General features: G+C 37.4%; 6 protein-coding genes. 2 read left to right on the forward strand and 4 right to left on the reverse strand.

Translation table 11 applies throughout. The features are described 5' to 3' along the window. Positions 1-8: 8 nt before the first annotated feature. On the forward strand, positions 9-473 hold the full coding sequence (locus KNQ97_RS17900; RefSeq protein ID WP_253612551.1) for a hypothetical protein: 465 nt from the start codon (positions 9-11) through the stop codon (positions 471-473). A 265-nt stretch (positions 474-738) separates the two neighbouring features. Continuing rightward, complete coding sequence (locus tag KNQ97_RS17905) at positions 739-1524, forward strand: hypothetical protein (RefSeq protein ID WP_253612552.1); 786 nt, start codon at positions 739-741, stop codon at positions 1522-1524. A 124-nt stretch (positions 1525-1648) separates the two neighbouring features. Here KNQ97_RS17905 and KNQ97_RS17910 read toward each other — a convergent pair whose 3' ends face one another. From KNQ97_RS17910 to KNQ97_RS17925, 4 genes are all read right to left on the reverse strand, one after another. Further along, entirely contained in the window at positions 1649-1966 is a 318-nt protein-coding gene (locus KNQ97_RS17910; RefSeq protein ID WP_253612553.1) for a DUF6527 family protein, read from the reverse strand. Further along, positions 1967-2512: a glycoside hydrolase family 108 protein gene (locus tag KNQ97_RS17915; protein WP_253612554.1), complete on the reverse strand. Its 546-nt coding sequence runs from the start codon at positions 2510-2512 to the stop codon at positions 1967-1969. A 42-nt stretch (positions 2513-2554) separates the two neighbouring features. Next, positions 2555-2944: a hypothetical protein gene (locus KNQ97_RS17920; RefSeq protein WP_253612555.1), complete on the reverse strand. Its 390-nt coding sequence runs from the start codon at positions 2942-2944 to the stop codon at positions 2555-2557. 101 nt (positions 2945-3045) lie between these two features. After that, positions 3046-6535, reverse strand: a 3490-nt coding sequence (locus KNQ97_RS17925) for a host specificity protein J (protein WP_253612556.1), incomplete at its 5' end; no start/stop codon positions are given.

The following is a 6535-nucleotide window of genomic DNA, read 5'->3' on the forward strand; positions in this document are numbered from 1 at the left end:
GGTGGAACTTGTTAACTATACCAACAGATTCTTTAAATAAGTTTTTAGCAATTGGGAGCATAGTATTAATGGTGTTTGTCATGGATGTGTGCTTGAAGAACTATGAAAAAGCTGAATTAGCATATATTTCTGCATTTGTTAAAGCTAGTGAGTTTCAAAGGGATTATAAAAAATACGCAGCACACATAAATAAAAGCATCGAAATTTATAAAAATTATGAAAAAAATAAGAATTCTATATCTGACGTAGATAAGAAAAAAATACTTGAAGAAACCAATAAGGCATCAGCAATGAATCCCCAGATGGATAAATCTTCTATGGAGCTTTTAGATTTAAGTTATAAAAGCAGACTATATCAACGCTTAAAATATATATGGATTTTTATAACTTTAATCTCTTTTATTGTGTGTTCATTTTCAGCTTATATCGGCTTTAAAGGTTGGTATTTATTTGAAAAAAACAATAATCAATAGATGATATTACCTCAGCTATGCTTCTCTTAATATTACTAAGGCATTATCGTAATTTAAATTTTTTAGGAATTAGAAATATAAACAAAGAATACAAATGTTACATGATAAATTTCATCTACTTCTAAAATTATTTGAAGAGCTTTAAATGCCTGAAAAATGCCTACAAGCAGAAGAAAATTGACTAAGAATTATTTTTCTTTAGATGAATTGTTGACTATAACTAATTGAATTATAAAATAACATAATTTTGTTGCGAATTTTTTCTATGACTAATACCATTCAAGAATCTTCAGTTCATCCCATAAAATATGAAGTAATCAACAAATTACCTGAAAAACAATCATTTACATTGCAAAATACTGATGAAAAAAACCCTATTCAGCTTAGAGTCGACCCAGTTACAGATTATACAGCTTTAACAGTTACTATTTTAACAAGCATAATTGTTTCAGGAATTACTGCAGCTGTAACTATATTACTGATTAGGATGTCTAATAATAAATTAGCCCAAAGCCAAGCGAATCTTCAAAATCAAATGCTTGAGCAACAAGCTGAACTTAAAAGAAATGAAGTTAAAGCTCAAAATCGACAGGAATGGATTAATAAAGTTAGAAATTTATTTGTAACTTATTTTAACCATTCTGAAAGTTTTCCTATGCTTTTACAGCGTAATTTTTCAGTACGACACGCATATAATCGTAAAGTAATAGATTATGTAGAACATAATAAAATGGCTTTAGAATATCAAAATTATAAAAGCGAACTAAGAAGATTAGCATTAGAAATTGATATTACTTTAAGTGCAAAAGATCCTCTTGATAGAGAAATATCAAATTTAGTTCATAATTTTTATGAAAAATTTTTATCTTTGATAGACTTACTTGAAGAAGAAATAAAATCAAAATATGTAAACCAAGTTAATTCAATGATGACAAAAGACATTGAAAGTAAAATACTTTCAAAAGAAATGAATGATATTAATAAAGAAATTTTAAATAAAATTAAAATCTTATTAAAATTAGAATGGGAAAAGGTAAAGCAATTTAATTAAATTTATTTGGATTTTTATAATGTAAAGCCCTCCTTAGAGGGCTTTTACACACATGGCTACATTCACATTGCTATTGATCGTATGAGCTGTGCAGCCTGAAAATAGAATGCACAGCATTAAAGCCCTAAACATCGATCGGCACCATGTCGACCGTTTGACCAGCCAATTCATGATGACAATCTGATAAGAATTGAATCTTCCCATCGGTCAAAAACAAATGACAGCGGCTTGCAGGGTAATGATCATTTACAAGTAAAGAAGGTGTAAATGTTGGCTTATCTATATCACCGTTAAAATCCCAAGTACTGCCATTGTGATGTGCACCTTCTTTCACATGGAATGGATGTAAATATTTACAACCGGGGCACTTGAACATATAGATGCCGCTACTCCAGTACTCAAGATAAGGAGTTAGCTCAGTTACTGTTTCTGCTTGAGTCATTTACATCACCACTCGATTGGCAATCCAGCCATAGAAAAACTGTTCCTGCTTTGGATTACGCTCACAGATTTCAATATATCGTTGGCCTTGCATAATATTGAGAACACGCACGAGCACTTTCTCACCCTCTTTCCCACGTTTGGCCAAGTAAGTTTTGAGAGCACCTAAAGTGTTAGAGCCATAAACTCCATCAACCTTTAAATCTGCATATCCGGCTTTACCTTCATTATTGAGCAAATTCAAAGCACGTTGTAAAAGTGGTTTTGCAAAGTTGACACCACAGTTCACACCGGTATCTAAAAGTTCTTCAGCTACAGCAGAGGAAATTGCATTCACCTGGTCAAAACGCGGAGCTGTCCAGTACTGTTTCTTATAAATGGCTTTGGCCACATCAAGAGGCAAATCTTTCATATTGCCCTTATAGCCATTTTCACGAGCTACAGCTTGAGTAATACCGTATTTGGTTGCACCGCCACGGTCTGCTGGATTATTAACATAGCCACCTTCTCGTTTGATCAACTCATCAAGATATTGTTCGATATTCATTTCGTTTTCCTTCAAATAATAAAAAACCGCCCGAAGGCGGCATTAACTGTTTTCGATATCTCTTTTGGCTTTCTTAAACTCTTTGATCACTTCAACGATCGTTTTCCCTTCCTGTTTATCGATAAAATTAAAGATCCACCGGACTAAAGCCCAACCAGGTAAACCACAAACAAAGAAGAACCCACCAAGTGCAATCATCCCCCATACATCAGTAACCCACTCATGAAGCCCCCACTTCACGATAATGAATGAGCCACCTGCAAGGCTTGATACGACCGTACAAATCAAACCAACTGCCCACTCTTGTGGTGAGCGTGGCATATGAGTCATTAATACAACTGCTGCAACTAGTGCGACCGCTAAAGTCACCATAATTGCTGCCCCGTAGAATTTTAAAAGTGCTGTTAAACCGCTAGTGGAAACTGGTTCCATTAATATCTCCAGAAAATAAAAAAACCGCTAGGAAGCGGTAGTTCTTCGTTGTCCAATCCATCATTGGACCGACCATAAAAAAGCACCCGTATTGGGTGCTGTTATTTCTTCATTTCAATTACACTTAATGTTCTTGAAGTAATCATGAAAGTATTGTTAGAACTTATATTCAATGGAATATTAACACCCTCCTGTCGAGCAAAACCCGCTTTAAGTTCATATGTAATATTGCCAACTGTACTATTATCATCAATAGCTGAAACGATAACCGCCGTCCCGTTGAAATTGACATTAATAGTACCAGTTTCAAGATTTGCCCCTAATGAACCCCGTCCAATTAAATTTCCATTCCGATATATAGAAATATAAAAAGAAGCCATGGCCCTGTCATTTGCTGCAATTGGATTACCTCGTCCGTCACTTACACTAAAAGCGCCAAAAGTAGGTGTGCAAATATTTACTGAAGCATCAATTCTAACTTTTCCACCACTTCTATTTAACGTTACTTGTAAAAGTGTACCTATATGATTTTCCCACGCTGATAGGTGGTTGTTAAAATCATTATTAGGCAACCCACCAGTTGATCCTCCTGAAAAACTATTGATAGTTTTGATATCAATTGCTTTTACACCTATTGGAACTGTTACAGCTTCATCTTTAATTTTTAAAGTATCAATTGCTCCATCTTCAATATTTGCATTTTTGACTTTAATTGTTCCCAAGTCCGCACTAATAACACTTAAGTTTTCTGCCCAGATCCGATTGGCATTGATATATCCAAAACTACCATTATCGACATACAAACCACGCGGAATAACAGTACCGTTTGGCAAAGTAACCGGAGTGTTTTGCAGGGTCATTAATGGTTTAGGTTCTACACCATCAACACCGACAGGCGTACCAAACTGAATTGCATCATAATTGAATATGAAAGTTGAAGTCGTACCATCATTCATTGATCCATGGCCAGAAACATGGCCATTTACATCGAACTTAGTAAACTGCTGAGCATAGATGCCATCCACACTTTCACTGACATTTTGAATAGACGCACTATTCTCACCGACTTTTGTATTTAACGTTTCCGTTACTTTAATCGTTGAAGAAATTGCACTTGAATTTGCCTCGAGCTGGCGCTTGAATACGGCATTGTTCTCATTCATCTGAGCAGAAAGCTGTTCAGTAAGTTTAGCTTGGGCCAAATCACCTTCGATACGAGCAGATTGCTCTGACCATACGCCTGCATAACCTCCTTCATTTCCGATTAAGTCAGATTCTGACCCGATCAATGGAGGATTAATTTGCGCATAAACTCCATCAATCCTTGTAGTTTGGGCAATAACTTTGTCATCTACATTCTTAATGTCTGACTTAACTTGCGTCAATTGTCCCGTTGAAGCTTTATCGTCAAGCTCAAGATTAATGGAATCAATCGCTTCGGCATTTGCAGCTGACTGATCAACTGCAATTTGTGCAGATTGGCGTACAGTTGCAAGAGCACTGTCATTACTTGCGATATACGTATCAATCTTTTGAACTGTTACTTTGTCGCCCTCTATACGCGCTTGAACCTCTTGCTGAGCGTATGCACGTAAATCATTTACTTCAACAACGGTTGTATCAATGCGCTTACTAAGTGCCAAGTCTCCTTCGATCATTGCCGATTGAACAGACCATGTGCCAGCAAAACCTTGATCATTTCCAATTAAATCTGATTCAGAACCAATTAAAGGTGGGTTTAACTGTGCATACACGCCATCGGTCTTTTCAGCAACAAGTGAGAGATCATTTGCAACAACTCGAATACTTTCTTGAGCCGCTGCAAGACCATCATCACTTGATTTCTTGACCGTTTCTACAACTTCAAGAACACTTTCATCACCATCAATAATTTGCTGTGATAAACCATCTTTGGCTTGCTGAATAGCGTTTTGACGATCAATGACTTCTTGTGCAATCCGATCTTTCGTATTCTGAATATCTTGCTTAAGTGGACCTATTTCAGCATCAATAGTCTCAATATGATCAATCTTGGTTTTAAGATCCTGGCTAAGTTGAGTTTCACTGATTTGATCATTCAAGAGCTCAAGAACATCTGTTGCATCTGCAGAAGTTGTCGCATGAGTCCAGTCTGACCATGGCCCAATATTCCCGATCCTATCAATCAAACGGCCACGATAAAATTGAGTTAAATTTGGCTGCAAACCCTGAAGAGTATGAGTCGTCGTTGGATACGCAAATAAGCCTAATTGGGCAATGTTACTTGTACCATCTGGCGATACTTCAATTTCAGTATAAGCTGTATCAAGTGCACCAATTGAAGGAAAGCCCCAGTTAAGTTTTATACCAAACAAAATCCCTGTCGCTTGGATAAAAGCCAGTTTAGGCGGCAAACCTTGTTTTCCAGAAAGTTCCGTCAATACTGAATAAACTGGTAAAGAAGCAATATCAAAAGCTGAAATCGCTGTAACACGTGCTTGATACTGCCCCGCATAAATACCAGGTACTTCGACTGAGTTATTGCCAGTAACTGGAAGCTTGATCCAGCTGCCGTCATCTTTACGCCACTCAACTTGGTATTTAACAGCTCCTTTTGCCTGAGTCCAGGATACAATCATTGTTGCTACATTAATGCCCTGATCAACTCGGCTTTCACTAGTAACAACGACATCTGTTACAGGATCCTGAATTGTTGGATTCACAATCGAAATCGGAACCTCATCAAAAAAAGCGCCCTTATCTATGGCATCAAACTTAGCTGGATTATATTGAAGTGCAGTCACTGAAAATTGATGACTTTCGTCTTGAGTAATAGAAATCACTCGAAACTTCATTGTTGCCAAGTCTTGAGCATCAATCACCCAGACGTTTTGTGCTGCAATCGCATCAAACTCATGAGTAACTGTAACCACTCGACCAGAGATCGATTGAACAATTCGAGTTTGAGCTTTGCCATCCTCGCCATTAATAATCAATCGGTCACCAGCAACTGCCACAACGTCGTCACGATCTAGCGTAATGCTTTTACGATCTGCTGATATTTTAGATACACGTCCACCGTTTGCTCGACCAGCAAACAATGGATCTGCAATATCAATAACTCTTCCCGGTTGCGGAATATGGCCATCCAAACCAACTTTAAAACTCACCGTACGAGTTTCTAATTGCTCAGACTTTAATGCCCACCAGCCTGCTCTCTGCGCTTGTCCACGCGACGTGCATCCCCAAGCATCAATTTCTAAAATACGAACTTGACCTGCTTCAGCAATCGCCTTTTCATCACGAACAAACTCATATTCAGTTTTATAGTGATTAGCCGGGTTATCCCACGCAATTTTTACAACATTATGTCTATCTCGAGCACGAGTTCCCGCGTACTCAAAATTGCCATCAATGACATTGGCACGCGTATAAGTGAAATACGTATCTTGGGGAATATCCGCATCACAAATAATGCTATTGCCATCCCAAAATGTGATGGCACGAAATACACCAGCTAACTTAGTTAAAATCTCAAATGCACCTTCTGCGCTCTGAAGATAAACGTTACAAGTAAAGCGTGGTTCTTCTCCACCTAAGCCATCTGGTACC

The sequence above is a fragment of the Acinetobacter sp. UC24323 genome, from assembly GCF_024151445.1.
Taxonomy (GTDB): domain Bacteria; phylum Pseudomonadota; class Gammaproteobacteria; order Pseudomonadales; family Moraxellaceae; genus Acinetobacter; species Acinetobacter baumannii.

Excerpts from the sequence above, each read along its gene's own strand:
- KNQ97_RS17905 (WP_253612552.1), top strand. The coding sequence starts at position 739 with ATGACTAATACCATTCAAGAATCTTCAGTTCATCCCATAAAATATGAA.
- KNQ97_RS17910 (WP_253612553.1), bottom strand. The coding sequence starts at position 1,966 with ATGACTCAAGCAGAAACAGTAACTGAGCTAACTCCTTATCTTGAGTAC.
- KNQ97_RS17915 (WP_253612554.1), bottom strand. The coding sequence starts at position 2,512 with ATGAATATCGAACAATATCTTGATGAGTTGATCAAACGAGAAGGTGGC.
- KNQ97_RS17920 (WP_253612555.1), bottom strand. The coding sequence starts at position 2,944 with ATGGAACCAGTTTCCACTAGCGGTTTAACAGCACTTTTAAAATTCTAC.